The organism is Granulicatella elegans (genome assembly GCF_020735385.1).
Taxonomy (GTDB): Bacteria; Bacillota; Bacilli; order Lactobacillales; family Aerococcaceae; genus Granulicatella; species Granulicatella elegans_B.
The window spans coordinates 792,195-817,944 of record NZ_CP085953.1 but is presented as its reverse complement, the minus strand read 5'-3'; the positions used below and the strand labels follow the sequence as shown (position 1 = coordinate 817,944).

The 25,750-nt window shown below is 34.9% G+C and carries 27 protein-coding genes; 3 read left to right on the top strand and 24 right to left on the bottom strand.

Going from position 1 to position 25,750, the window contains the following annotated elements; translation table 11 throughout:
• Positions 1-8: 8 nt before the first annotated feature.
• The 8 genes from LK443_RS04075 to LK443_RS04040 form a co-directional block, all read right to left on the bottom strand.
• A complete protein-coding gene (locus LK443_RS04075) occupies positions 9-320 on the bottom strand; it encodes a PTS sugar transporter subunit IIB (RefSeq protein ID WP_227932259.1) in 312 nt (103 codons plus the stop codon).
• 17 nt (positions 321-337) lie between these two features.
• Complete coding sequence (locus tag LK443_RS04070) at positions 338-700, bottom strand: hypothetical protein (RefSeq protein ID WP_227932257.1); 363 nt, start codon at positions 698-700, stop codon at positions 338-340.
• A 15-nt stretch (positions 701-715) separates the two neighbouring features.
• Positions 716-1,042, bottom strand: a complete 327-nt coding sequence (locus tag LK443_RS04065; protein ID WP_227932447.1) for a PTS lactose/cellobiose transporter subunit IIA — start codon at positions 1,040-1,042, stop codon at positions 716-718.
• On the bottom strand, positions 1,042-1,953 hold the full coding sequence (gene murQ / locus LK443_RS04060) for an N-acetylmuramic acid 6-phosphate etherase (protein ID WP_227932255.1): 912 nt from the start codon (positions 1,951-1,953) through the stop codon (positions 1,042-1,044). The genes LK443_RS04065 and murQ overlap by 1 nt, the downstream gene beginning before the upstream one ends.
• A 290-nt stretch (positions 1,954-2,243) precedes the next feature.
• A complete protein-coding gene (rplA, locus tag LK443_RS04055; RefSeq protein ID WP_227932254.1) occupies positions 2,244-2,933 on the bottom strand; it encodes a 50S ribosomal protein L1 in 690 nt (229 codons plus the stop codon).
• Between the two features lie 100 nt (positions 2,934-3,033).
• Positions 3,034-3,459: a 50S ribosomal protein L11 gene (gene rplK / locus LK443_RS04050; RefSeq protein WP_227932252.1), complete on the bottom strand. Its 426-nt coding sequence runs from the start codon at positions 3,457-3,459 to the stop codon at positions 3,034-3,036.
• Positions 3,460-3,622: 163 nt separating this feature from the next.
• Positions 3,623-4,567: an aromatic acid exporter family protein gene (locus LK443_RS04045; protein ID WP_227932251.1), complete on the bottom strand. Its 945-nt coding sequence runs from the start codon at positions 4,565-4,567 to the stop codon at positions 3,623-3,625.
• Positions 4,568-5,059 (bottom strand): methylated-DNA--[protein]-cysteine S-methyltransferase, encoded by a 492-nt coding sequence (locus LK443_RS04040; RefSeq protein ID WP_227932249.1) that lies wholly within the window; start codon positions 5,057-5,059, stop codon positions 4,568-4,570. It lies immediately after the preceding gene.
• Between the two features lie 100 nt (positions 5,060-5,159).
• On the opposite strand from LK443_RS04040, the gene LK443_RS04035 reads away from it, so the two are divergent.
• The gene (locus LK443_RS04035; RefSeq protein ID WP_227932247.1) at positions 5,160-6,161 is read left to right on the top strand and encodes a nucleoid-associated protein; all 1,002 of its coding nucleotides are present in this window, start codon (positions 5,160-5,162) and stop codon (positions 6,159-6,161) included.
• 67 nt (positions 6,162-6,228) lie between these two features.
• Here the strand turns inward: LK443_RS04035 and rsmG are convergent, their stop codons facing one another.
• The 4 genes from rsmG to mnmE are packed head-to-tail and all read right to left on the bottom strand — an operon-like array spanning position 6,229 to position 10,767.
• Positions 6,229-6,942, bottom strand: coding sequence for a 16S rRNA (guanine(527)-N(7))-methyltransferase RsmG (gene rsmG, locus LK443_RS04030; RefSeq protein WP_227932245.1), 714 nt, complete (start codon positions 6,940-6,942; stop codon positions 6,229-6,231).
• 9 nt (positions 6,943-6,951) lie between these two features.
• Positions 6,952-8,850 (bottom strand): tRNA uridine-5-carboxymethylaminomethyl(34) synthesis enzyme MnmG, encoded by a 1,899-nt coding sequence (gene mnmG, locus LK443_RS04025; protein ID WP_227932244.1) that lies wholly within the window; start codon positions 8,848-8,850, stop codon positions 6,952-6,954.
• A 15-nt stretch (positions 8,851-8,865) separates the two neighbouring features.
• Positions 8,866-9,345 carry an NUDIX hydrolase gene (locus LK443_RS04020; protein WP_227932242.1) on the bottom strand — a complete coding sequence of 160 codons (480 nt, stop codon included), beginning with the start codon at positions 9,343-9,345 and terminating at the stop codon, positions 8,866-8,868.
• 33 nt (positions 9,346-9,378) lie between these two features.
• On the bottom strand, positions 9,379-10,767 hold the full coding sequence (gene mnmE, locus LK443_RS04015) for a tRNA uridine-5-carboxymethylaminomethyl(34) synthesis GTPase MnmE (protein ID WP_227932240.1): 1,389 nt from the start codon (positions 10,765-10,767) through the stop codon (positions 9,379-9,381).
• A 230-nt stretch (positions 10,768-10,997) separates the two neighbouring features.
• Between mnmE and LK443_RS04010 the strand changes: the two genes are divergently transcribed.
• Positions 10,998-12,155: an aminotransferase class I/II-fold pyridoxal phosphate-dependent enzyme gene (locus LK443_RS04010; protein WP_227932239.1), complete on the top strand. Its 1,158-nt coding sequence runs from the start codon at positions 10,998-11,000 to the stop codon at positions 12,153-12,155.
• 37 nt (positions 12,156-12,192) lie between these two features.
• Here LK443_RS04010 and rpiA read toward each other — a convergent pair whose 3' ends face one another.
• The 6 genes from rpiA to LK443_RS03980 form a co-directional block, all read right to left on the bottom strand.
• Complete coding sequence (gene rpiA / locus LK443_RS04005) at positions 12,193-12,873, bottom strand: ribose-5-phosphate isomerase RpiA (RefSeq protein WP_006703229.1); 681 nt, start codon at positions 12,871-12,873, stop codon at positions 12,193-12,195.
• 25 nt (positions 12,874-12,898) lie between these two features.
• A complete protein-coding gene (locus LK443_RS04000) occupies positions 12,899-13,396 on the bottom strand; it encodes a hypothetical protein (RefSeq protein WP_227932236.1) in 498 nt (165 codons plus the stop codon).
• A gap of 102 nt (positions 13,397-13,498) precedes the next feature.
• A complete protein-coding gene (locus LK443_RS03995; RefSeq protein ID WP_227932234.1) occupies positions 13,499-14,722 on the bottom strand; it encodes an ABC transporter permease in 1,224 nt (407 codons plus the stop codon).
• Positions 14,712-15,404 (bottom strand): ABC transporter ATP-binding protein, encoded by a 693-nt coding sequence (locus tag LK443_RS03990; RefSeq protein WP_227932233.1) that lies wholly within the window; start codon positions 15,402-15,404, stop codon positions 14,712-14,714. The genes LK443_RS03995 and LK443_RS03990 overlap by 11 nt, the downstream gene beginning before the upstream one ends.
• Positions 15,397-16,608, bottom strand: coding sequence for an efflux RND transporter periplasmic adaptor subunit (locus LK443_RS03985; RefSeq protein WP_227932231.1), 1,212 nt, complete (start codon positions 16,606-16,608; stop codon positions 15,397-15,399). Before LK443_RS03985 ends, LK443_RS03990 begins: the two co-directional genes overlap by 8 nt.
• A gap of 12 nt (positions 16,609-16,620) precedes the next feature.
• The gene (locus LK443_RS03980; RefSeq protein WP_227932230.1) at positions 16,621-17,100 is read right to left on the bottom strand and encodes a hypothetical protein; all 480 of its coding nucleotides are present in this window, start codon (positions 17,098-17,100) and stop codon (positions 16,621-16,623) included.
• A 128-nt stretch (positions 17,101-17,228) separates the two neighbouring features.
• Between LK443_RS03980 and LK443_RS03975 the strand changes: the two genes are divergently transcribed.
• A protein-coding gene (locus tag LK443_RS03975; protein WP_227931110.1) for an IS3 family transposase occupies positions 17,229-18,592 on the top strand; the annotation gives its coding sequence in 2 pieces (ribosomal slippage) (positions 17,229-17,670 and positions 17,670-18,592; 1,365 coding nt in all).
• A 339-nt stretch (positions 18,593-18,931) separates the two neighbouring features.
• Here the strand turns inward: LK443_RS03975 and LK443_RS03970 are convergent.
• From LK443_RS03970 to tyrS, 6 genes are all read right to left on the bottom strand, one after another.
• The gene (locus tag LK443_RS03970) at positions 18,932-20,599 is read right to left on the bottom strand and encodes an alpha-glucosidase (RefSeq protein ID WP_416217897.1); all 1,668 of its coding nucleotides are present in this window, start codon (positions 20,597-20,599) and stop codon (positions 18,932-18,934) included.
• 131 nt (positions 20,600-20,730) lie between these two features.
• Entirely contained in the window at positions 20,731-20,916 is a 186-nt protein-coding gene (locus LK443_RS03965; protein ID WP_227932226.1) for a hypothetical protein, read from the bottom strand.
• Positions 20,917-20,928: 12 nt separating this feature from the next.
• A complete protein-coding gene (trmL, locus tag LK443_RS03960; protein WP_416217895.1) occupies positions 20,929-21,432 on the bottom strand; it encodes a tRNA (uridine(34)/cytosine(34)/5-carboxymethylaminomethyluridine(34)-2'-O)-methyltransferase TrmL in 504 nt (167 codons plus the stop codon).
• Complete coding sequence (gene queG, locus LK443_RS03955; RefSeq protein WP_227932222.1) at positions 21,410-22,639, bottom strand: tRNA epoxyqueuosine(34) reductase QueG; 1,230 nt, start codon at positions 22,637-22,639, stop codon at positions 21,410-21,412. Before queG ends, trmL begins: the two co-directional genes overlap by 23 nt.
• A 229-nt stretch (positions 22,640-22,868) precedes the next feature.
• On the bottom strand, positions 22,869-24,116 hold the full coding sequence (locus tag LK443_RS03950) for a coiled-coil domain-containing protein (protein WP_227932220.1): 1,248 nt from the start codon (positions 24,114-24,116) through the stop codon (positions 22,869-22,871).
• Between the two features lie 255 nt (positions 24,117-24,371).
• Positions 24,372-25,637: a tyrosine--tRNA ligase gene (gene tyrS / locus LK443_RS03945; RefSeq protein WP_227932219.1), complete on the bottom strand. Its 1,266-nt coding sequence runs from the start codon at positions 25,635-25,637 to the stop codon at positions 24,372-24,374.
• Between the last annotated feature and the right edge of the window lie 113 nt (positions 25,638-25,750).

Genomic DNA, 25,750 nt, shown 5'->3' with positions numbered 1-25,750 from the left:
CCACTTTCCTATTTTATTTCCAATTCTTCTTTAATTTGTTGAAGCAATTTCGGTCCTCCTAGAGGAGTGTATCCTTGAGGTTTTATCAATAAACAAGGAACCCCTACTTCATCTGCGCTAGCTTTCAATACATCATAACGATGTCTAATTTGTGGTGCCACAAGTGAAATGTTATAGTCTTCTTTTACTTTCTCAGCAAAAGCTTGTGTACCACATTCATCTACTACTAATTCCAAACCTTCTTTTGCACCAGCGTCATGTAAAGCTTTAGCAACAATAGCACTTGACATACCCCCTGAACAAACTAATAATATTTTCATAATTTCACCTCCACTTTTTATAAAATTACTCCAGTCATAACAATAAAGTAATAGATTATCCCAATAATAACAGACCAAATTATACCTATTAACCAAAATAATTTTGTGATACCTATTTTGGAATTTATAAAAAACTGAGAAAATGATACTGTAAATCCCGCTATAATACTACCCACAATAATAAATGGCCATTTAAAATCAATTTGAATCAAATTACAAAAAGTTGGAATCAAAAACATTGATAGGATAATTGAAACAAAAATTAACATAATACTTTTATAGCCAAACATAGGAATATCATAATCAGTAATCCCTAAAGAAGTTTTGTATTTTTTATTCTGTTCCATATTTTTTACAGTCCATTTTCTAAATCTAGCCATTCTTATTCCTACTCTCTACTCTCTATTCTCCAACTTCCAAAGTCTTTCATTCATTCGAATGATATTTTCTGCCAATGTTCTAACTTCTATCGAAGTCATCAAGTGATCTTGCGCATGAACAAATAGCACAGTAACTTCATTTCTTTCTCCAGCTGCTTCTTTTTGAATTAAATCCGTTTGCACTTGATGAGCTTTATTTAAAAAAGTATCTGCTTCATTAAGAAGCTCTCTTGCTTCCTTAAATTTTCCTTTTTCAGAAGCCTCTATCGCTTCATAAACTAATGCTTTTGCATTCCCACCATTACTAATAATTTCAAAAACTATCAATTCCATATCTTGCATCAAATTTCACCTCCTAGAAGCTGAATAGCACTCTTAATATGCCCATTCCCTTTTTCTAGCGCATTCTCAGCTGTATTTCTATCTACATTCATAATTTCCATAATTAATGCCTTTTTCACATTATGTCCACTTTCTTCATAAAGAAAATCTGCCTGTTCTTGAGAAACTCCCGTAAGGGTTCTAATCATATTTTTTGAGCGAATCATTAACTTCTGATTAGTAGGCTTTAAATCTACCATATAATTTTTATATACTTTCCCAAGTTTTATCATTACGCTAGTAGAAATCATATTCAAAATTAATTTTTGAGCAGTTCCCGCTTTCATCCTAGTAGACCCCATGATAACTTCAGCTCCTGTTACAGCTTCAATTGAGTAATCTGCATATTTTGAAATTTCTGCATTTGTAACACATGAAATAGCTGCTGTTAGAGCTCCTAGTTGTTGCCCATATTTTAGTCCCCCAATCACATAAGGCGTTCTACCACTTGCTGCTAATCCTATTAATATATCCTTTTCACAAAAATGATACGACGATAAATCAACTATAGGTAACTCCATTGAATCCTCTGCACCTTCTTGTGCAACAAACATCGCATCATTACCACCTGCTATAACCCCAATTACTAAATTATTATCTACTCCATATGTTGGGGGACATTCTGCAGCATCTAGAATACCAAGTCGCCCAGAAGTACCTGCACCAACATAAAACAAACGTCCACCAATTCTAATTCGTTCTACTATTTTATCTACTAAATTCGAAATTTGAGGTATACATTTCTCAACCACTCTTGCTACACTCTGGTCTTCCGCATTAATTTTTTTAAGAATGCCCTCTGTAGATAAAATATCTATATCAGTAGTACGTTCATTATTTTTCTCAGTATCTAATCTAATTATTTCTGTCATTATCCCACCTCCTTCTAAGTTTATTCTAACATAAAAGCGCTAACAATGAAATAGTTTTTTATAAAAAAGAAACTATTTTTAAAATGTAATTTCGTTATTATGATTTTTTCCCTTCTAACAATGGCGTCCTTCCCTCAAATCAAAAAATAAAAAGAACTTCCCATAGCAGCATTTATACATGAGACTCGCTTTGCGAGTCTACTGCCGTCTTTCAGCTACTATCCCAAGAAGTCCTTTCTATAAACACAAAAAAGAGCCGAGATAACTCGACTCTTTTCTTATTGTTAAAATTATAGAGAAGCTACGTCCACTTTAACCCCAGGGCCAAAAGTAGTTGTTACAGAAACGTTACGTACGTATTGACCTTTAACTGTAGCAGGTTTGATACGTAATAATGTTTCGTGAATTGTTTTGAAGTTTTCTACTAATTTTTCGTTTTCGAATGAAACTTTACCGATTGGAACGTGGATGTTACCAGCTTTGTCAACACGGTAAGTTACTTTACCAGCTTTGATTTCTTCAACAGCTTTCGTTACGTCCATTGTAACAGTACCTGTTTTAGGGTTTGGCATTAAACCTTTAGGTCCTAATATACGACCTAAACGACCAACTTCACCCATCATGTCAGGTGTAGCTACGATAACGTCAAACTCAAACCATCCACCTTGGATTTTTTGAGCTAATTCGCTATCACCAACATAATCTGCACCAGCTGCTTCAGCTTCTTTAGCTTTTTCACCTTTTGCAAATACTAATACACGTTGAGTTTTACCTGTTCCGTTTGGAAGAACTACTGCTCCACGTAATTGTTGGTCAGCTTTCTTTGGATCTAATCCTAAACGATATGCAACTTCTACAGATGCATCAAATTTAGCGAAGTCTGTTTCTTTTGCTAATGCGATTGCTTCTTGAACTGAGTAAGCTTTTGAAGAATCGATTTTTTTAGCGGCTTCTAAATATTTTTTGCTTTTCTTTGCCATTGTATAATTTCCTCCTATTGTGTGGTTTTAACGGTTCTACCTCCCACAAAGTCCATGAGTGAAACACTCGTGTTAGGGACTTTTGGAAGCTGCATGTTTGTTAGCCTTCTACTACAAATCCCATTGAACGGGCTGTACCTTCGACCATGCGCATTGCAGCTTCAACATCTGCTGCATTTAAGTCAGGTGCTTTTAATTCAGCAATTTCTCTAACTTGATCACGAGTTACAGTAGCAACTTTTTTCTTGTTTGGTTCGCCTGAACCTTTTTCTACTTTAGCAGCTTTCTTTAATAATACTGCTGCTGGTGGTGTTTTACAGATGAAGTCGAATGAACGGTCTTCATATACTGAAATCACTACCGGAATAATTAAACCAGCTTGTTCTGCTGTACGAGCGTTGAACTCTTTACAGAAGCCCATGATGTTAACTTGTGCTTGACCTAAAGCTGGACCTACTGGTGGAGCTGGTGTAGCTTTACCTGCAGGAATTTGTAATTTAACTAGTTTTACAACTTTTTTAGCCACGAGACATTACCTCCTTGATTGTTTCGCGCGTGGTTTAAATGGAGATGAAGATTTCTCCTCCCACGTTTTGTTCCAGTGCACACAAATGCACTTTGATATTCTAGCAAGAATTCTTGTGAAATGCAAGCTGTTTTGCAACTTTTTCGATATATTTTTTTCCAAATTAATGATGATCTCTAAAATAACATACTTTAAGGTCAATAAATCGTTGTAAATCCCTTAATAACTGGAATAATGTTGCACGATATTCAAATTCATCTCTCGTTTTTGGTAGCTCTAAGTTCCTAAATTCATCAATATAATCCTGAATCTCAGCCATTAAATCTAACCCAGTATTCGTTAAGTGCAATTGTTCTGCTGTTGAATCAAACATTTCCGCTAACAACTCAGCCTCTCTAGCAGGACAATGAAAATCATTTAAATTTTTAGCCATCACTTCTAATAACTGTATTTGTTCCGCTCGCATTTCAAAATAACATAAATCTTTATTAAATTGACTAAATAACTGATTTTCACTTTCAATAAATAAAAGTTTTTGCGCCTGGGCTAACTTTTCTTTTGCTTCAATAATGAGTTTTGCATCATTTGTTCCATTTCCCATTCGTAAAAAGTATGCCATTTTTCTTAAAATATCTTTTAATTTATCTTCAATTTCTTGTCTTTTATCTTCAATATCTTGTTGATAGCTAGGCATATGCCAATTTAATAAAAGAGCTACTGATGTTCCCACTAATAATAACAACGCCTCATTTAATAGTAATCTATTTGTTATCGTATTACTTAACCAAAGGTGAATCGCAAGTACCGAACTTGGTGCAATCCCTGCTTCTGCTTTTAATAAAAATGCAAGAGGAATATAAATGATTAAATACACTCCAAAACTAATGGTAGAATGTCCCAACATTAAAAAAACACATACCGCTACTGTTAAAGCTAATAACATAGCCACTACTCGTTTCCAAGCAATTACGATGGATGACTTCTTCGTATTCCCAACACTTAGAATTGCAATAATCGATGCTACCGAAGCTGACGACAATCCAAAATATTGTGCCACTAATAATGACCCAAATGCCGCCAATACCATTTTTATCCCTTTTAACACCATTTATTTTCCCCTTTCTAAATTTAACAATTGTTCTTTTCTATGAACTCCACCCGCATATCCAGTTAATGCACCATTTTTTCCTATCACTCGATGGCAAGGAATGAAAACGCTGATTGGATTTTTTCCAACAGCTTGCCCAACTGCTTGAGCGGAGTAGGTTTCTACGCCTTTTTCTTTTGCCATTCTCTGCGCCATTTCTCCATAAGTCATCGTTTCTCCATAAGGAATTTCTTGCAACAGTTGCCAAACTCTTTCTTGAAAAACGGTTCCTTTCGGTTTCAACGGAATCGTAATTGGAATTTGCTTTCCAGAAAAATAATTTTCTAACCAACTTTCTACTTGACCAAAAATTGGCAAATCATCTTTTATCTCAATATCATGGTTGTCCTTGGCATCATTCACTTGCCCTACAAACCATAAGCCTGTTAGTGAATTTCCATCACTTCTTAATCGAACTTCTCCTAGAGGGGTTTGTATTCTACTCTCAAACACTTTTCAACCTCCCATTCCTCAGAATAAAAATAGTATACTCCATTTACTTACAAAAAAAGAAGTGGTATGTTTGTATTACTAATATTTTTAAGGAGTTTTTATGATTTTACACCAAGCTTATTTACACATTTTCGATAAAAATAGCGGAAACTTACTGTTATCCCAAAAAGAATTACCTTTATCGAATCCCTATATTACAGAATATTTTACAAAAATAATTGAAAAAACATTAAAAAGTGACCCTCGTCATGGTGTCTTACCTCCAGAAGAACCACTTCTAGGATTTTTGGCAGATGACAGCATCCCTTTTATTGAAAAAACACAACAACTGGCTCATAAATTATATGAAATCATCGCTCCAGCAGAAGATATCCCTGCAGCTGATTATGTCTTTGCATCAGGCATTAATGATCAAGGCGGAAATTTCTTTGCAATTTTGCGTTTAGATTATAGCTCTAAATATACACATTTTTTAGATTATGAAGATGATCAAGTATTAAATACCGTTTTGCAAAATCATGCGATTTTACCAAATCCTTCTCAAAAATTATCTGAAGCGTTCATTGTGGATACAAGTAATGGTCAGTATCAATTAATCGAACGAAAATATATCGTAGAAGGTAAAAAAATTCCGTATTTCTCTGAACAATTTTTAGAAATTACACCTCCTACAAGTACACAGGAACAAATCAAAGAAATTAAAAAGACTGTCACACATGTCGCCAAAAAATATGACGAAGAAAATTATCTAGCACTTGCAACGACACAGCAAGCAATCTTAACACAATTAGAAGAAAGTGATGAAATCGATGCTGGTATTATTTTCGATACAGTCTTCAAAGATAAACCTCTAGCAAAAGAAGCGGCTTACCAAGCAATTACGACTGAAAAAATTCTAGAAAAAATTCCTGTTACAAATGTGCCAAAATATGAGAAGAAATACAGCAAACAAAAATTCAAACTCGATAACGGAATTGAAATTACTATTCCAAGTGACATTTACGAAAATAAAGAAATGGTGGAGTTTATCAATAATCCTGACGGATCTATTTCTGTATTAATTAAAAATATCGACTCAATCATGAATCGATTCAACGCATAAAAAAGACTCTTCTTTGTAACAGTGGCTAACGAACCAGCTCTGCTACAACAGAAAAGTCTTTCTTCTTTTATAATGGTTTTTTCAATGGAATTCCTGGTTTCCGTGGATATTTATTTGGCGTTTCTTTTGTTTTTAAAATCGTTACAACATGACGATTTCCACCTTCATATGGCAAATCAAAAGACACATCACCTTCCACTTTTCCACCTAAAATGGCAATCGATTTTTTCGCTTCTTCTAACTCCACTTCTGTATGAGCAGCTTTCAATGCTAAAAAGTATCCTTGTTTTTTCACTAATGGCATACAAAATTCGCTTAGTACACTTAATTTTGCTACCGCTCTAGCTGTTACGACATCATAAAATGCTCTGAAATTTTTATTTTGTCCAAAAGTTTCTGCACGATCATGGAAACATTGCACATCTATTAATCCTAACGTTTCTACTAAAGTATTTAAAAATGTAATTCGTTTATTAAGCGAATCCACAATTGTCACTTTTAAATCTGGAAATACAATTTTCAATGGAATACTTGGAAATCCTGCTCCAGCTCCGACATCACACAATGTTTGATTCGACAATTCATGATGAAATCCTAGCGCTAATGAATCATAGAAGTGTTTCAAATAGACACCTTCTTCATCGGTAATTGCCGTTAAATTCATCTTCTCATTCCACTCCACCAATAATTGAAAATATTGATGAAATTGTTCTTTTTGTACCTCTGTTAAAATAATGCCATGAACTTCTTGGAGTCTTTGATAAAATTCTTCTGGTTTCATACAATTCTCCTATTCTTGAACTTTCGCAATTTTTCCTTGTTCGATATACACCATTAAAATCGATACATCGGCAGGGTTTACCCCACTAATACGGCTTGCTTGCGCAATCGTTTCTGGTTGAATTAATTTCAAACGTTGACGAGCTTCTGTCGCAAGTCCATTAATAGCATCATAATCAATATTCGATGGAATACGTTTTGCTTCCATTCGTTTTAATTTTTCTACTTTTTCAATCGCTTTGGCAATATAACCTTCATACTTCACAGAAATTTCTACTTGTTCTTTTACTTCACGAGAAACAGCTACCTCTTCTTCTGCAAAGCCAATTAAATCATCATAAGATAACTCTGGACGTTTTAATAAATCACTTAATAAAATACCGTCTTTTAATTCTGCAGATTCTTTTTCAGCTAAGAATGATTGCAATTGTTCAGTTGGTTTCAAACGGATGGATTGGATACGTTTAATTTCTGCTTGAATGGTTGCTTGTTTTTCTTGGAATGCTACATAACGTTCATCTGAAATTAATCCTAGTTCACGACCTTTTTCTGTTAAACGTAAATCTGCATTATCATGACGTAATAATAAACGATATTCTGCACGAGAAGTTAATAGACGATACGGTTCTGTCGTTCCTTTTGTAACTAAATCATCTACTAATACTCCAATATACGCATCACTACGACCTAAAATAAATGGTTCTTCACCACGGATTTTACGAACAGCATTAATTCCAGCATAAAGCCCTTGACCGGCAGCTTCTTCATATCCACTTGTTCCATTCATTTGTCCAGCTGTAAATAAATTCTCCACAATTTTTGTTTCAAATGTATTTTTTAATTGGTGAGGAATCACTACATCATACTCAATGGCATAACCAGTTCTCATCATTTCAGCTTTTTCCAAACCTTCTACTGTATGAATCATTTGAATTTGAACATCTTCTGGTAGAGAAGTTGATAATCCTTGAATATACACTTCTTCCGTATTTTCCCCTTCTGGTTCTAAGAAAATTTGGTGACGAGGTTTGTCGCTGAAACGAACGATTTTATCTTCAATAGATGGGCAATAACGAGCTCCTACACCTTCTACAATTCCTGTAAACATTGGCGCACGATGTAAGTTTTCACGAATTTTTTCATGAGTCCCTTCATTTGTATACGTCAACCAACATGGAATTTGATTATAGCGGTAGTCTTCATCTTTAGAAGTAAAACTAAATAAATTTGGCGTTTCATCTCCTGGTTGGATTTCTGTCTTGCTATAATCAATCGAAGAACTCTTAATTCTTGGAGGAGTCCCTGTTTTAAAACGAGCTAATTCAAATCCTAATTCTAATAAGTTTTCTGATAATTTAATCGACGGTTGAGAATTATTAGCTCCAGAAGAATATTTCAATTCTCCAATAATAATTTGTCCACGAGAAGATGTTCCAGCTGTTAAAACAACTGCTTTTGAACGGTAAATTGCACCTGTATGAGATACAACCCCTTTACAAACACCGTCTTCTACCATTAAACGTTCCGCAATTCCTTGTTTTAAATCAAGATTTTCTTGTTGTTCAATTGTTTTTTTCATTTCTTGCGCATATAAATGTTTATCTGCTTGCGCACGTAACGCACGTACTGCAGGGCCTTTCCCTGTATTTAACATACGCATTTGAATATAGGTTTTATCGATATTTCTACCCATTTCTCCGCCTAACGCATCAATTTCACGCACAACGACTCCTTTTGCAGGGCCTCCAACAGACGGATTACAAGGCATAAATGCCACCATTTCCAAATTCATTGTTAATAATAATGTTTTAGCACCCATACGAGCACTTGCTAGTGCAGCTTCACTTCCAGCGTGACCCGCACCGACTACGATAACATCATAGTTACCAGCTTCATAAGTTGTTACCATACTTCCTCCTACTTTCTATTGTTCATTCGTTGTATAAAATTCCACTTGATGGCGAATGTATTCACCATTTTCATATATAAATTTAGCTGAGAAAAATGGACGATTCTCTAATAGCCAACTCATAAAAATTAAATCACCTTGCCAAGTTGGCTTCGTCAATACTTGATCATAAGGAACCCACTCTAAAGTACCTTCAGGAGAGTCGATTAATTCCCCGGAAAAATCCGTCACTCGAAACACATACGTGTACCAATCATGTTCGGGAGTAAATTCAGGAAAAGTAATAATCCCTTTTAACGCCATTTGATGAACTTTCAAACCTGTTTCTTCAAAAATTTCACGAATGGCACATTCTTCTGGAGATTCACCCGCTTCAAATTTACCACCTACTCCAATGTATTTACCTTCATGTACATCGTTTGGCTTCTTATTGCGCTTTAGTAATAACAATTCTTTTCCATTATCGATATAGCAAATCGTTGCTAACTTTGTCATTCGAAACTCCCTTTCTCCAATAGTGGCTTTCTCTTATTTTCCTAAACAGAATTGGCTAAATAATTGGGTTAGAAGCTCATCTTGAATACTGTCTCCTGTGATTTCTCCTAATAAATCCCATGCTCTTGTAAAATCAATTTGAATTAAATCGACCGGCATTTCCATTTCAATCCCATTTTGCACTTCGACTAATGCCTGTTCTGCTTTTTCTAATAAGGCAATATGACGAGTATTTGATAAGTAAGTTGCATCTCGTTCATTCATTTGTCCTTGGAAGAAATATCCCGCAATTTTTTCTTCTAATTGATCGATTCCTTCTTTATTCAACATAGACGTTGTGACAATTTCTTCTTCCTTAGCATAAGGAGCGATATCCTCTGTTGAAAGTTTTGAAGGCAAATCTGTTTTATTAAATAAAATAATTCGCTTCATTCCTTTTGTCGTTTCTAATAAACGAATGTCTTCCTCTTGTAATGTTTCACTTTGGTTCAATAACAACAATACAAAATCCGCTTCTTTTAACGCTTTACGACTACGTTCTACCCCGATTTTTTCTACGACATCATCCGTTTCACGAATTCCTGCTGTATCAATTAATTGTAAAGGCACTCCACGGACATTGACATATTCTTCGATTGTATCTCTTGTTGTTCCAGCAATATCCGTTACAATGGCTTTCTCTTCTCTTAATAATACATTTAATAAACTAGATTTTCCAACATTCGGGCGACCTACGATGGCTGTTTTTAACCCGTCTCGTAAAATCTTCCCTTGGCTAGCTGTATTTAATAAAGCACGAATCCCTTGCAATACTTGTTGCGTCTTTTCTCGTAATAATTGCAAAGTCATTTCTTCTACATCATCGTATTCTGGATAGTCAATATTTACTTCTACTTGTGCTAATGTATTTAAAATTTCTTGACGTAAATTTTGAATTAAATGCGATAATTGACCATCTAATTGACGCATCGCTAATTGCATTGATTTATCCGTTTTTGCTCGAATTAAATCCATCACTGCTTCTGCTTGAGATAAATCAATACGTCCATTTAAAAAGGCACGCTTCGTAAATTCCCCAGGCTCCGCTAATCTTGCTCCCATGCGCAACACTAATTGCAACACACGATTAATCGCCACAATCCCTCCATGACAATTAATTTCCACAATATCTTCTCGTGTAAAAGTTTTTGGAGCTCTTAAAACACTTACCATTACTTCATCATAGACTTCTCCAGATTTAGGGTCGACAATATGACCATAATGAATCGTATGTGTCTTTTGTTCTTCTAATTTTTTAGTACCACATTGATAAATCGAACTTGCGATTGAAATCGCCAAATCTCCACTAATTCTGACAATCCCGATAGCCCCTTCACCAGGTGCTGTCGAAATCGCAGCAATCGTATCAAATTCTGTTTGCATACTGATATCCTTTCTTGGCTTCATTGCACAAAAAAAGTGCACACTCCACCCCTTATTAACAAAAAGGTGGCTCGCACTTTGACTGCTTACCTATATTTCAGTGATATTATACAATACTTTTTGAACTTGTGCTAGTAGGAGGAATGATTAGAAGACTTTTTTCGTTTCCACATTGCTAATTTTTGATAAAAAAGGTACAATTTACCTATCTATAACACAGGGGGTAACAAATGTTAGAACATCCATTCAATCAAGTCGTTGAAAAAATTGCCGTTTCAGATATTCGTCAATTTGATGCAGAAGTTTCTCAAATTCCTGGAATCATCAAATTAACATTAGGTGAACCAAATTTCAACACACCAGAACATATTAAAGAAGCTGCTATTCAAGCCATTCGTGATAATCATTCCCACTATACTCCAAATGCTGGGATTCCTGAATTACGTCAAGCAACTGCAGCATACTATAATAAAAAATTCAATTTAAACTATACAGCAGAACAGGTCATCACTACTATCGGAGCTACTGAAGCGATTAACGCTAGCTTCCAAGCTATTTTGAACCCTGGAGACACAGTTATTGTTCCTACTCCAGTTTTCCCATTATACATGCCAATTACAATGGTGAACCAAGGGAACTTTATTACAGTCGATACTAGTGAAGATGGTTTTATTTTAACTCCAGAAAAATTACGTGCTACTATTGAAGCTCATCCAGAAAAAACTTTTAAAGCAGTTGTATTAGTATATCCAAGTAACCCAACAGGGGTAACTTATTCTAAAGAACAATTAGAAGCTTTAAGTGTTATCTTAAAAGAATATGGATTATGGGCATTATGTGATGAAGTTTACGCTGAATTAACGTATAGCGGAACTCATAAATCATTAGCTTCATTCTTACCTAATCAAACAATCGTAATTACCGGTTTATCCAAATCTCATGCTATGACTGGCTGGAGAATCGGGTACATCCTTGGCCCAGTTCCATTTATCAATGAAGTTGTTAAAACTCACCAATATATGGTTACTTCTCCAAGTAGCTCAAGCCAATACGGTGCTTTAGCTGCGATGTTACACGGAGAAGGTGACTGTGACATTATGAAAGTAGAATACCAACAACGACGTGACTATCTTGCAAAAGAATTACGTCGCTTAGGTTTCAAAGTAGCAAGTCCCGATGGAGCTTTCTATCTATTTGCTAAAATTCCTGCAAAATTCGGAACAGATTCATGGGCATTCGTTCGTGACCTTGCACAAAAGGCTAAAGTAGCATTAATCCCTGGGGTTTCATTTGGACCTGGTGGAGAAGGCTACGTTCGTTTCAGTTACGCTGCTTCAATGGAAAACTTAACAGAAGTAGTTGCTCGATTAGAAAAATATTTAGCGTAACACAAAAGGCTGGGGACAAATCCCAGCCTTTTTACTATTATCCTAAAGTTTGTACTTTCACACCATCTGGCGTTCCAATTAAAACTGTTTCTGTCATATTTGTAAATAACCCTTGTTCCACTACTCCTGTTAGAGCTTTTAATTCTGCTCCAAATGTCACAGGATCTTTAATTGGGAATACATCTAAGTCAATAATATAATTTTGACTATCCGTTAAATAACGTTCGCCATTTTCTAACACTCGGAATTTTGGACGATAGCCTTTTGCTTCAAATTTTTTGAATAATTGTTCTGAACCATAAGGAATCACTTCTACCGGAAGTGGGAAGCGTCCTAAATAATCCACCATTTTAGATTCATCAACAATCCAAATAATACGTTTTGATTGTTCTGCAACAATTTTTTCAAATAATAGGGCACCACCGCCACCTTTAATTCCTGAAAAATCAGGAGCAATTTCATCGGCACCATCGACTGTTACATCAATGAAATCTACTTCGTCTACACTCTTCAATGGAATTCCTAACTTCTCAGCTTGTTCTTTTGTACGTTTTGAAGTTGTTACACCAATAATGTCTAATCCTTCTTCTTTTACACGTCTACCAATTTCTTCTACAAAATAATAAGCTGTAGAACCTGTTCCTAGACCTACGGTCATCCCTGATTCAATATAAGTTGCGGCCTGTTTGCCAACCATCTCTTTCATGTTCACACGCATACCCTCCAATATGATTTAACTATTTTTAGTATAGCATAAATTCTTTTACTCGTTTCAAATCTTCTTGCAATTGTTCATAGATTTGTCGCATTTCTTCAGCAGATAAACTCAATTCCACTTCAACCGTTTTTGTTTGTTTCTTTTCCTCTTCTTCTTGATAAAGAAACACTGCTTCTTCATCCAATTGAGCCAAATCAATTCCAATGACTTGAGAAGCCGTTGTTAAAATATTTTCTGGAGCAATGACCCATGTCATAACATACTCTTCTTCTAATTTTTCTAATAACACTGCTAATCTGGATTGTTCAAATTCTGAAGAATACTCTTCTCCTTTTTCTAATAAATTCTTCATCGACACCAGACATTCTTCCAATTGTGCTACAGATAATAAGTCTATAAGTTCTTGATAAGCTTGTTCTTGATGAGAAACTTGTAAGAAAACATCTGTTTGAATGTTGTGAGTTTGAGGATGGATCGTTAAAAATTTTAATTCAAATATAAAATCTCCTTCTGAAATCTTCATGCGCTCACCTCTTTCTTCATTTTATTGCCATATCTATAGTACAAGTTTCTCCTTCATGTTTCAATCATTTCAAAGAAAAAAGGCTGGAGTTTCTCCAACCTTTTAACGTAATATTTCAATGACATCTTTATTGGCAGCAGACTTAGCAGGAAATACGCTAAATACAATTCCAATAAAGACTGATACTCCAACTGTTAAAGCTACTGCTGTCCAGTCAGTATAAATTTTAAATGGTAGGAAATTCGAAATCAGCATCGCAAGTAGCACGCCTGTTACATATCCGATAATTCCTCCAATAGAAGTAATCATAATTCCTTCTAATAAAAATTGTAATTGAATGGAACCTTTAGTAGCTCCCATTGCACGACGAATCCCAATTTCTTTTGTTCGTTCAGATACTGAAATATACATCATATTCATCACCCCAACACCTGCAATGAATAACGAAATTCCGGCTACTGCCGAAACGAAATAAGTTAATCCATCTAACACTTTTCCAATAATATCCATTTGAGCAGCTACGTCAATAAAGGTATATTTCCCAGAAGTATGTTTTGAACCCACTTCATTCAAATGAGTTTCTACCTTTTTAGCAACATCTTTTGCTACATAGCCTGGTTTAATAAATACTTTTAGTCCATTCACGTTTTCTTCTTTTTTATGATAATGTTGATGAGTGGTAGCTGGAACATGTACTGCTTTATAAGGGTCTGCACCTGTAAACACGGCTTGCAAAGTATCTACTTTACTCGTTGGTTTAATCCCTTTAATATAATACACTTCTCCATCAATCGTTACCCCATGACCTAGTGCTTGCTTTGGACTAGAAAATAATAATTCTGCTAACTCTTCATCAATAATCGCTACTTTTTTATTCGCATCAATATCTACTTGGGAAATATTTTCTCCAATCGTCAAAGATTCTTTTGTTGCAGATTTTTCTAATCCAAGTACAATTTTTTCTGTTGTTTTCTTCGTTGGAATCGAAACTCCGAAAATATAATTTTGTTCCCTTGTTTCAGGAATTTCTGTTCCCGAAACTCCTTCAATACTTTCCACACCAATGCGGTCTTGCTTTGAAAAAGCTTTTTCTAATTTTCGAACAGATTCTGGATTGTCGGGTTGATAGAAAAATTGTACAGTGACTTTCCCATTATCTTCTCCAGCTAATCCTGAAACAGCCATTTTTTGGAATCCTTTCCCAAGACTCATAATCGTAATAACAGCTGCAATTCCGATAATAATTCCTAACATGGTTAAAATTGTACGACGAGCATTTCCTTTTAGAGAATGCAGAGCGGATCCTAATAATACACTAAATTTCATTTGGAATCCCCTCCTTTTGCTCATGAATCACTCCATCGATTACATGGATGACACGAGAACAATACTTCGTCAAAGTGGGATCATGCGTCACCATTACAATCGTTACTCCATCTTCAAGATTTAAACGATATAAAATATCCATAATACTCGCAGAAGTTTTACTATCTAATGCTCCTGTTGGTTCGTCAGCAATAATGAATTTTGGACTATTCACTAGCGCTCGAGCAATTGCCACTCTTTGTTTTTGACCACCTGAAAGATGTCGAGGATATTTTTCTAATTTATCTCCTAATCCTACTTTTTCTAGTGCTTGCTTTACTTTTGTATGAGTTTGTCGAGGTGTTAATCCACGATATAATAAAGGCAGACGCACATTTTCTTCGACTGTTGCTTGCTCAATTAAGTTAAAATCTTGAAAAACAAATCCAACGGTAGAATTACGAACTTTGGAAATTTGATTATCGCTCAAATTAGAAACAGACTCGTCATTAAAAGAATATTTTCCTTCATATTTAGAATCTAGGAATCCTAATATATTAATAAGAGTAGATTTTCCAGAACCAGAAGGCCCCATAATTCCTACAAATTCTCCTTGAGTAATACGGACAGTCACATCATTTAATACATGTAACTGCTCATCTCCAACTTTATAATATTTATGAATATGTTCTAGTTTAATCATGGGACTTCACCGACTCTTCCAATTGTGTAGAAGACACCGCTGCTCCATCTGTAATGTCTGAATCAGGATTTGCAATCACTTTATCGCCAATACTTAATCCTTCTTGAACAATCCATTGGAATCCTTTTTTCAAACGTTTGATATTTTTACGTTTAGCTACCCCATTGTCGTATAAATAGACATATTCTTGTTCACCATCTTTTTGAATAGCTTGTTCTGTTAATACTAATCCTTTTTGAGGAATTTTTACTTGAACCGTAAAGCCATTCGGAAGAGAAATTTCTGGTTTTACAATCACATCATAACGAGCAACACCATGACCTCCACTGCTAGAAGCTGCACTAGGAGAAGTTGGCAATGTTGGTACTGGATTAGCACCACTTCCTGACGGATCCGTTGAAACAAATGAAATCGTTCCTTTAATTTCTCGATCTTGAGCTTTCACATATACAATTACAGGAGTTCCTTTTTCAACAGATTCATAATCATATTCAGAAACGGTTGTTTTCACTTCGCTATCTTTACTTGCAATTTTAATGAAAGCTAATTGTACATTTGTCTTTCCTTCTGGATTAATGCTAATAGTTCCTGCAATATCCGCTGTTACACTTGAGCTTGTTTTTTTAGACAGACGTTCAATTTTTGTGTTTACATCTTCAATAGTATTGTTCATCTCACGAATCGCTTTTTGAGTTCCCTCGATGGCTTGATCAAAGGCAGTCGTATCCATAGTACCTACATGAGCTGTTTGATTCGTAGTACCTTGCTGATTTTGAGTAGGAACTTCTTTTTCTACCTCTTGTTTTGCTTGAGTTTTACGATTCTTTTGTGTTTCCAATTCTTGATATAGATGATCACGTTCAGATATTAGGCGACTCACTTGTCGATTTAAATCGGCAACTTCGTCACTAATTGTTTCATTATCATATTCAAATAACACATCGCCTGCTTCTACTTCTTGACCATCTGTTACTTTTACTTGAGTGACTTGCCCTTTTTGAGGGTCGACATGATAACTTTGCTCTTTAGCCGTTTCAATATTTCCATCTAATACTAAAGGCTCCTGTTCCGTTAATTCCATAATTGTATAATGGTGTTCTTCTTTCTTTTCTGGAGAGCGTAATTTTAAAAATCCTAATACGATAACGACAACGGCTCCTAATACCATTACGCTAATCATGCTCCATTTTAATGTTTTACTCATTCATACCTCTCCTTAATGTTTTGCTACTTCTTGCTCCCATTTTTGGTATGTCACATATACCCATCCTAGTAATCCGGCAATAATCGCTGGGACAATATATGCAGTAATATCAAACCCTTTCGGACTAATGAATTGACTCACCAATTGTATTACAATTGAAAATGCATGAATTCCAATTGCAAAGTTTAATAAATTTTTATCTGGTAATTGTTGTTGTTTAGCAGTTTTTCCAATTTTATGGTATAAAATTGTTGAAAAAATACATAACAATAAAAAGATTACAACAATGGCTCCACTCAAACCAATCGTTTCCGTATTAAAAGCTGGATTCTTTAATTTTGCTAATTCTTCTTGAGTAGATGGCAATAATAAAAATGCTAGTCCTGCTGTTGCAAAACCATTCCCAACAATTCCAATAATATTCCAAACTTTTAACCCCATAGAAACTTTTCTTACCACTCCTGCATAGTGTTCAACTTTTTGTGTATCCATGATACATTCCTCCTCAAAACTTTTTTAAAAAGAATAGGTTAGTTACTATTTTAACTAAAAAAACACCCGATACTGTACTGCACCCCAAAAGTTAGACATGAAAAATCTAACTTTTGGGGTGTTTTTTAATGAAATTAACTTATGAAGATAAAATAGAAATTTATCAACTAAGAAAACAAGGTGAAAGTTTAAAGAATCTTTCAAAGAAATACGATATTGCCGATTCTAATATTAAATACTTAGTTCGATTGATTGATCAATATGGAATAGAAATTGTTAAAAAAGAAAAAAATCGTTACTATTCACCAAAACTAAAGCAGGAAATAATGAATAAAGTTCTTTTAGAAGGTCGTTCACAAACAAGTGTGGCTATTGATTATGCACTTCCTAATCGTTCCCTACTTTCAAATTGGCTAGCACAATATAAGAAAAATGGGTATACTATTGTTGAGAAAACAAGAGGGAGACCAAATTCAATGGGACGTAAGCCAAAGAAAAAATTAGAAGAAATGACAGAATTAGAACATCTTGAATTAGAAAATCTATACTTAAAGGCGGAAATTGCTGTTCTAAAAAAGTTGAGGGAACTACGATTGAAGGAGGAAAAAGAGAAAGAAGAAAAACTGAAATTGTTCAAGAATTAATCAATGAATTTCCATTGGATATTCTTCTTAAAGTAATTAATTTAGCTCGTTCAACGTACTATTACCATTTAAAACAAATGAACCAACCGGATAAGGATCAACAGCTTAAAGATGAAATACAAGATATTTTTACAGAACATAAGGAAAACTATGGTTACCGTAGAATTCATTTAGAATTAAGAAATCGTGGCTTTAAAGTGAATCATAAGAAGGTACAACGCTTAATGAAAGCACTTGGTTTAATTGCCCGTATTCGTCGTAAACGCAAATATTATTCATACCAAGGAGATGTTGGAAAGAAATCAGATAATCTGATTCAACGTGATTTTGAAGGATCTAAACCAATGGAAAAATGTTACACAGATGTAACGGAGTTTGCCATTCCAAGTAGTGAACAGAAACTATATTTATCACCAGTCTTAGATGGATTTAACAGTGAAATTATTGCGTTCAATCTTTCTCGTTCACCTAACTTACATCAACTAAAGGCAATGTTAAACGAGGCATTTACAGATGAAAAATACAAAAATACTATTCTCCACAGTGACCAAGGTTGGCAATACCAGCATGATTCTTATCATCGATTTTTAGAAAGTAAAGATATAAAGCCGTCTATGTCACGTAAGGGGAACAGTGCAGATAATGGTATGATGGAATCTTTCTTTGGTATTTTGAAATCAGAAATGTTTTATGGATTTGAAAAAGAATTTAAGTCTCTTGAGGAATTAGAGAAAGCTATTATCGATTATATTGATTATTACAACAACAAACGTATAAAAATTAAACTGGATGGACTAAGTCCTGTAAATTACAGAATAACTCATTCAAACTCTGCTCGTATTGCTTAACTAGTAAATCTAATTGAAAGTTTAATAATATTTCCAAGAAAAAACGCGCCAAAAATTTTGGCGCGAACCCCCTAGGGGGTTATTCATACATTTTGTTTTATTAATCAAAAAGAGACGACTTAAGTCGTCTCAAAAAAGTCTAACTTTTTGGGGTCACTTCATACTCTTTTTTGTCAATAAGTTTCTTTATTTTTTATTACACTCATTATACACCAGTTGTTTCCGTTTTTATATAGATTTTTCTTGTTTAAGCATTCTTAAGCATCGTTTATTTACAATAAAAAACGCCCTTTCAACAAGTCCTACAAACTTTATCGAAAGAACGTTTTCTTCACTCTATTAATCTTCTAATTCACAGACAAGCGCTTGATAGCCAGCAAGAGAGAGTTGATTTCCTTGTCCATTCATTTCTGCTGGAATATTGGCTAGCAATACTTTTCTTACAGGCGTTGATAAATTTACCGTTTGAGGTTCTGCGTGATAGTTCACTAATACAAGCACACGTTTTTCGCCACGACGCTCATAAGCAATCATATTTTTTACTTCTTCTAAAACAGGGATAAACTCCCCTTCTCTTATAGTTGAACCATAAACTTCATCACGATATAAAGCCGTTAGCAATCTATAATAATTCAAGATGGATTGTGGGTTATCTTCCTGAGATTCAACATTCATGTCTCTTTGTGGCTGTTTTGAAACAAGCCAAGCTTCTCCAGTTGTAAATCCTAATTTCTCCTCACCATTCCATTGCATTGGAGTACGAGCATTATCACGACTATATTTTGAAATAGCCTTCAACGCTTCTTCATCCGTTAGTCCCGCCTCTTTAGCAACATGATATTCATTTAAAGTATTAATATCATCAAACTCATCAATCGATTCGAAAATTTGATTTTCCATCCCAACCTCTTGTCCTTGATAAATAAATGGAATTCCTTTTCGAAGCATTTGCACCGTTGCAAGAGCTTTTTTACTAATTTCTGTCACTTCTCCTTCAGGAATGTAATGAGAAACTCCACGTGGCTCATCATGGTTTTCAATAATAGTTGATAATACACCAATGGAATCCGCACGACGATGCGCTTTGAAAATACTCTCTTTTAATTCTTCTGCAGTTGGTAATTCATGACTATACCAGCCATTTCCCTTTTGCCCTAAAATCGTTTGTTTGAAATCAAAAATAGACGAGAACACCCCCTCTTCGCCAATAAAGAAATGTAATTCTTCATCCGTTTCATCAAATACTTCTCCTACTGTAAAAGCATGATAGCGTGCAAATGTTTTTTCCTTCATTTCTTGTAAAAATGGTTCGATTGGTTGCGCATTTGCTAATGAATAACGAACAGGAACAAGTCCATTTTCTTGTTCAGATGGTAATGAACGCCACTCTAAATCCTTTTTAATATTAATAATGGCATCAATACGGAATCCTCCGATTCCTTTTTCTAACCACCAATTAATCATTGTATAAATTTCTTCACGCACAACAGGATTTTGCCAATTTAAATCAGGCTGTCCTTTATGAAATGAGTGTAAATAGTATTTATTCGTTCCAGGAACTTTATCCCACACGCTACCTCCAAAATAAGTTTCCCAGTTATTCGGTTCTTTTTCACTTTCAATAAAATAAAAATAATCTGCATAAGGGCCATCTGGATCTGCTAATGCTTTTTGAAACCATTCATGTTGATCAGAACAGTGGTTGACAACCAAATCCATAATAATGGAAATATCCCGTTTTTTTGCTTCAGCAATTAATTCTTCCATATCTTCCATTGTTCCAAATTGTGGATCAATCGCATAATAATCTGCAATATCATATCCTTGGTCGACAAATGGACTCTTATAGACAGGAGACAACCATAAAATATCAATTCCCAAATTTTGTAAGTAATCGAGTTTTTCGGTAATTCCTTTTATATCTCCAATTCCATCTCCATTACTATCATTAAAACTTTTTGGATAAATTTGATAAGCTACTTTGCCTTTCCACCAATCTTTTTCCATCATCGGTAGCCTCCTTCACAATCGTTAATGACTTTATTCTGATACAATTCCCTCATACTGTCAAGCAACAAAAAAGAGATAAACGATTGTGTCCGTTTATCTCTCCAAAACGCATACCATTTTAAAAAACGCTATTCATTCTCTTCTTTTTTCTGTTTATCTTTAACATATCGATACGCATTAAAAGCGCTAGAAATTCCAAACAAAGCAGCAACTAATGCATACCATTTATTATCCACCACTGCTAATAATGCGAATGAAAGAGTACATAATGCATAAATAATCGTATTCCATAAATAGAGAGGAATGTTTTTCATCTTCATGTCTCCTTATTTCAATTTATCATGTTCATAGGTATGAACTAATTCTAAGCCTTTAAACTGTTGTTGTCTTAATGCTTCATAAACAACAATTGCTGCTGTATTCGATAAGTTTAACGAACGAACGTGAGTGTCATTCATCGGTAATCTTAAACAACTTTCTTCATGTTCCCGCATAAATTCTTCTGGCAAACCTGTTGTTTCTTTTCCAAAAATGAAAAATTGCTCTTCATCCTTTGCCAAATCAACTTCATCATAAGTATGATTAGCAAATTTTGTAATTAAATAAATAGGACGATTGCCTAAATATTCCATAAATGCTTCTAGCGAATCATGATACGTAATATCCACATCATTCCAATAATCTAGACCCGCACGTTTTAAATGCTTATCATCTGTCGAAAATCCTAATTGCCCCACTAAATGTAGCGGTGAATTCGTTGCTGCACAAGTACGTGCAATATTCCCAGTATTCGCTGGAATTTGTGGTTCAAATAATACAATATGATTCATTGTCATAAGATCCCTCCTTAGGATTTTTTGGTTGTTTTTCATGTAATGTTTGAATCGCTTCTTCTAATTCGGTCACTAAATCTATTTCTTCCTTCGTTGTTGCTTCAACTTTTCGAGCTTTTTCTAACATTTCTGTAAAATAATGAATTAGTTCTTCACTCGATTCACTAATAATCTCACTCACAGCCCAAGCTGCCGTTCCTTTCATGACAGGTCGCATATCTTCCTTCATAACTTTCAATAATAGCGGAACAGCTGTTTTATCACGGTAATTCGCTAGCGCAATAATCGCATTTCTCTGCAATGGCTTCTTTCCACGCCACGAACCAGCCATCTTCCCAAAACGTTCTTTGAACTCCTTATTCGAAATCGTCACTAATGGTTTTAACAATGGATGTGTTTCTTCAACAGATGGTTCCATTTCAGGATGTAAATGAAAATCTTTTCCTTTATTATACGGACAAACTTGCTGGCAAATATCGCAACCATAAATGACATGTCCCATTTTTTTACGATATTCCTTCGGCATAAAACCTTTCGTTTGCGTTTGATACGATAAACAACGTTGCGCATTCATTTTACCATTTCCTAACAAAGCCTTGGTCGGACAAAAATCTACGCAACGAGTGCAATCTCCACAGCCATAATCAACGGGAGCATCGACTGGAAATTCAATGTTTGTAATTAATTCGCCTAAATAAACATAGGAACCAAATTCCTTTGTCACTAATAAACCATTTTTTCCAACAAAGCCTATTCCAGCTCGTTCAGCCACACGGACATCGATTAATTCTCCCGTATCCACCATTGGTTTAAACGCAACATCTTCTTGATTCACTTCACTTTTAATATAGTCAATTAAAGCTTCCATTCTTCTAGATAAAATAAAATGGTAGTCTTCTCCCCAAGAAGCTCTCGCAAAAGCTCCACGTCGCTCACCTTTTACACGTTCAGGTTTCTGACTTGGTAAAGTAGGATATGCCAAAGCAATCGAAATAATTGTCTTAGGAGAATCAAAAATCTTCTCTGGGTAAATTCGCTCTTCTAAAATCGGATGTTCAAATCCTGTTGTATGTCCTAACTCTTTAGATTCTTGCATTCCTTGAGCTAAATAATCAAAAGGTGCAGCAGAAGCAAATCCGATTTTATCGATACCAAGTTCCTTACTTTTTTTTTGAATTTTTTCTTTTAAAAGAGCTGTATCCATCGATTCACTTCCTTTCACTTTCCTTAATTACTTTACCTATTGTAACTCATTTTCACCAAAAAAACGATAAAAAAACGCTAGCCTTCGGTGTCAATCACGGCGAAAGTTAACGTTAGTCTAGAGATTCGATTATTTAGCAAATACTTACTAAATAAAGCGTTGAATTTATCTTAACTTTTTTTTATAAAAAAAGAATGGATTCCGCTAAGGAATTCATTCTTCATTCATATTATAATCCAAAGTTAATATAAGTTGCTTGAGCTGCAACGCCTGCTGGAATTGTACGTGTTGAAATAACATTTACACCTTGTACGTTCATTTCAGAGATGAATAATGATCCATCAGCATTTACACGTTCAACGAATCCAACGTGACCATATACAGGGTCTGCTCCACCGACACCGCGTTGGAATACAATTGCTGTACCTGCACGAGGAGTTGAAGAAACTCCGTAACCTGCTGCTGCAGCGTTTGCTGGCCATTCAGCCGCATTTCCTAATCCTGTAGTTCTAATTGGAGAACCTAATTGAGCAAAACGGTTATACACATAGTAAGTACATTGTCCGAAGTAACCACCGTTTAAAGCTGCTACAAATGATGGGTTTGGAGCTGCAAATGAGCCACCTACCACGATATTTGCTGCTTTAGCTGGTGTTGCACTTTTAGCTGCAATTGATACTGTTGCTGCTGCAGGAGTAGCTGCTGCCTGTGCAACTGATTCTTCTGTCGCTTTTAACATTGCTTCTTTAGCAGCTTCTGCTGCTTTTTGTGCCGCTGCTTTTTCAGCATCCGCACGAGCTTTTTCTGCTGCTAATCTTTCTTTTTCTTGAACTAAGCCATCACGTGCTGCAATTGCTTCTAATTCTTCGTTTGAAAGATTTGCTAAAGTCGCTTTATGTTTATTAAATGTTGCACTTAACTCAGATTGTAAGTTTTGTAATTGTGCTTCATTTGCTTCTTGTTGCGCTAAATTTGCTTTTTGAGCTTGTTCTTTTGTTTCAACTTGCTCTTTATCGCGAGCTTGTTCTTGCATTAATTGACGGTTTGCACCTACTAAGTCAACAATTACCCCAATACGATTCACTACATCTGTAATAGAATCTGCATTTAGTAAGAAGTCTAAGTAAGAACGTGATCCATTTACTTGTACTGCACGAGCTTGATCTTTTAATCGTTCATTACGTTCTGCGATTAATGTTTCAAGTTTTGAAATTTCTGCTTTTAGTACTTCTAAGTTTGCTTTAGCAGTTTCTTGTTCTGCTTGTACTGAGTTAATTCTTGATTGTACATTTGATAAATCTTGAGATAATTGGTCAACTTGACTTGCTACCGCTTGTTTTTGATTGTTTAAATTTTGAATTTGAGAATTTGCTGAGCTAATTTGCGAATCAATATCTTGAGCGTTTACTGATGGTGATAATGCCCCTAAGGCTAACGCTGTTCCTGTTACTACGAATGTTAATAACCTCTTGTTCAAATGATTCCCTCCAAACGATTTCTTATTTATATACATGGCACCATATGAAGGTGCTTATAATTCTGACTGGTACCATCATACCATACGACTAAAGTCTTATGGTAAATTTCGCAGAATTGTATCTTCATTGTAACAAAACTGTAACATTTCGTTTTAAAGCTGATATAATTGCATCTTTAGCACCTTTATTTGTCATATTTTTCGTGACAATTCCATAAGAAAAAGGCTAGATTTCTCTAACCTCTTCCAATGATACTATTTTAATTTAACTAAGAAATATTTTTTCTTCCCACGACGAATTAATACAAAACGTCCTTCAAAAGATTGTTCTGGAGTCCATACATGTTCTAAATCTGTAATTTTTTCTCCATTAATTGAAATTGCACCATTTTGAATATCCTCACGAGATTGACGACGGCTTGTTTCAATTCCTAAATCTACTAACCATGTTGCTAAGTTTTGTTCTACTTTTTCACTTTCAAATGTTGGCATATTTTTGAACCCTTGTTCAATTTCATCAGCATTTAATTGTTGAACATCTCCAGTAAATAAAGCATTTGTAATTTTTAAAGCATCTTGTAATGCTGCTTCACCATGTACAAAACGTGTCACTTCCTCTGCTAAACGTTTTTGTGCTAAACGTTTATGTGGTTCTTCTTGTACAGAAACTTCTAATGCTTCAATTTCTTCTTTTTCTAAGAATGTAAAGTATTTAATATATTTAATCACATCACGGTCATCTTGGTTTAACCAGAATTGGTAGAATTCATATGGAGTTGTTTTTTCTGGATCTAACCATACTGCACCACCAGCTGATTTTCCGAATTTAGTACCGTCAGATTTTAACATCAATGGAATCGTCAATCCATACACACGAGCTTCTGCTCCTTCTACTTTACGAATTAATTCTAAACCGGCTGTAATATTTCCCCATTGGTCAGCTCCACCGATTTGTACTTGAACATCTTCTTTTCGGAACAATTGTAAAAAGTCGATTGATTGTAAAATTTGGTAAGAAAACTCCGTAAATGAAATCCCTACTTCTAAACGACTTGCAACAACATCTTTTGCTAACATTGTATTTAAGTTAAAATGTTTCCCGTAATCACGTAAGAAGTCTAATAATGATAGTTCTTTTGTCCAATCATAGTTATTCACTAAACGAACTGCTTCTTGGTCTTCTTGACTTGTTAAGAATAAACGTTTCATTTGAGCAGTCAATTTTTCGACATTATGTTGTACTTGTTCTTTTGTTTGTAGAACACGTTCACTTGTACGACCACTTGGATCTCCAATTGAACCTGTTGCTCCTCCAATAACGATAACTGGACGGTGACCCGCTAATTGGAAACGACGTAAAATCATAAATGGAATTAAATGTCCAATATGCATACTATCTCCTGTTGGATCCACACCACAGTATAGTGAGACTGCTTTTTCTTGCGTTAATTGACGCAACCCTTCTTCATCTGTCATTTGATTAATGGCACCACGCCACATTAAATCATCAATAATATTCATACAAATCCTCCTTATATTGTTGCAATTTTCTTACTCAGTTTTCTAGCAAATAAAAAAGTCCCTAATAGCCCAAAAGCTATTAGGGACGACTTTGCCGTGTTACCACCCATCTT